Source organism: Myxococcus sp. AM011, assembly GCF_013372595.1.
GTDB lineage: Bacteria > Myxococcota > Myxococcia > Myxococcales > Myxococcaceae > Myxococcus > Myxococcus eversor.
Genome location: NZ_JABXEM010000533.1, coordinates 1 through 1,819 on the forward strand (window position 1 = coordinate 1; position 1,819 = coordinate 1,819).

Sequence of the window (1,819 nt, forward strand, 5' to 3'; positions counted from 1 at the left end):
ATGTTGGTCAGCCCGGGTACCTGTACGAGCGTGGAGGCCGGGGAGAACATCGAATGTGGGTTCCTGGTCGTCCCCGAGAACCGACAGAAGACGGACAGCCGCTCCATCAAGCTGCCGGTGATGCGCCTGCGCAGCCGCGCGGCGAAGCCGGCGAAGGACCCGCTGCTCTTCATGCCCGGCGGCCCCGGAGTCAGCGCCGTGGCCCGGCTGCGCTCCGGGAAGAAGAACCCCCTGCTCGACGAGCGCGACTTCATCGCCATGGAGCCGCGCGGCGGGAAGATGGCCCAGCCCGCGCTGGAGTGTCCCGACATCAACGCCCTCAAGGGCGACATCGCGGCGGGACGGCTGCGCGGCGCCAAGGCGCAGGACGCGCTGACGAAGGCGGCGGGTCGCTGCCGCGCGACGCTGACGGCCGCCGGGGTGGACCTGGACGGATACACGACGACGGCCACGGCGGATGACCTCGAGGACCTGCGCAAGGCCCTGGGTTACGAGACGTGGAACCTCCAAGGGCTCTCCTACAGCACGCGGCTGATGCTCACCGTGCTGCGCCGGCATCCGGCGGGGGTGCGCTCGGTCATCCTGGATTCGGTGCTGCCGCCCGAGGTGAACTTCGACGAGGTCGGCGCGGTGAACCTGCTGCGCTCGCTCGACCTGGTGTTCGACGGGTGCGCCATCGACCGCGAGTGCTCCGCCGCGCATCCGGACCTGCGCAAGCGCTTCGCGCAGCTCATCGCCACCGCGGAGCGCAAGCCGCTGCCCCTGGTGCTGAAGGAGTCCGTGACGGAGGGACGTCTGGTGGAGGTGCGCGGCGCTCAGGTCGTCGAGGCCCTCTACACGGCGTTGCACGACCCGGACGCGATTCCCTTCCTCCCGCGCATCATCAGCCGGGCGGCGGCGGGCGACTACTCGGAGCTGACGCCGTGGGTGGAGCGCAGCCAGGGGGCGTCGACGATGAGCTGGGGACTGCGGCTGTCGGTCTGGTGCTCGGAGGAGATTCCGTTCGAGGACCCGAAGCGCATCGCCGCGCAGCGCTCGCCGGCGATGGGCCTGGGCGGTGTCGACGAAGGCACGGCCTCCGTGGAGACGTGCCGCGTGTGGAATGTGGCGCCGGTACCCGCCGAGGAGAACACGCCAGTGAAGAGCGACGTGCCGACGCTCATCTTCGCGGGGGAGTTCGACCCGGACACGCCTCCGGACTGGGGGCGGCAGTTGCTGGAGTCCATGCCCCAGGCCCGCTACGTCGAGATGCGGGGCTACAGCCACGGCGCGTCGTTCAACCGCTGCGGTGGAGAGGTCACCCTGGCCTTCCTCCGCGACCCCAAGGGGCCGTTGCCGTTGGACTGCGTCCTGAAGCTTCGCGGGGCGGACTTCGGCAGGAGCGCCACGGCCCCTTGAGGCGCTCGCGCTCCGAATCAAGCCACGGGAGTCGCGCGACGACCGGGGTGCGTGAAGCGGGCGACCAGCGCCGCCACGCCCCACCAGATGAGCCCCCAGACCAGGACGACCGCGACCCAGCCGAGCACCGACGGCCCCGCCCAGCCGCCCGACGGCGCCGTCGAAAGGACAGGGAGCCCCAGGGCACGCAGGGGCATCAGCGGCAGGTAGATGGAACCGGCCAGCGCGGGAGCCAGGTCCTTCGGGAGAAACGCAATCGCCAGGAAGTGCAGCGCCATCATCGCTGCCCAGGCCACCCATCGAATTCGCATCGCCTCACAGCCTCCGGGGACCGGCCATATGAGTCAAGGGTGGTGCATTTCTTCCAAGCGCTCGCCGCCCGTTCCAGGTGGAATCCGCGTCCCACCCTGTTGGAGCCCAC

General features: G+C 70.4%; 2 protein-coding genes. One reads left to right on the forward strand and one right to left on the reverse strand.

Features of this window, described 5'->3' with window-relative positions:
- On the forward strand, window positions 1-1,398 hold a 1,398-nt coding region (locus HUW62_RS47065), incomplete at its 5' end, for an alpha/beta fold hydrolase (RefSeq protein ID WP_176438170.1).
- Window positions 1,399-1,415: 17 nt separating this feature from the next.
- On the opposite strand, the gene HUW62_RS47070 is transcribed toward HUW62_RS47065, so the two are convergent.
- On the reverse strand, window positions 1,416-1,709 hold the full coding sequence (locus tag HUW62_RS47070) for a hypothetical protein (RefSeq protein ID WP_176438171.1): 294 nt from the start codon (window positions 1,707-1,709) through the stop codon (window positions 1,416-1,418).
- Window positions 1,710-1,819 lie beyond the last annotated feature (110 nt).

Bases quoted from the DNA above. Each gene is read 5' to 3' on its own strand.
- HUW62_RS47070 (WP_176438171.1), bottom strand. From the start codon at position 1,709: ATGCGAATTCGATGGGTGGCCTGGGCAGCGATGATGGCGCTGCACTTC.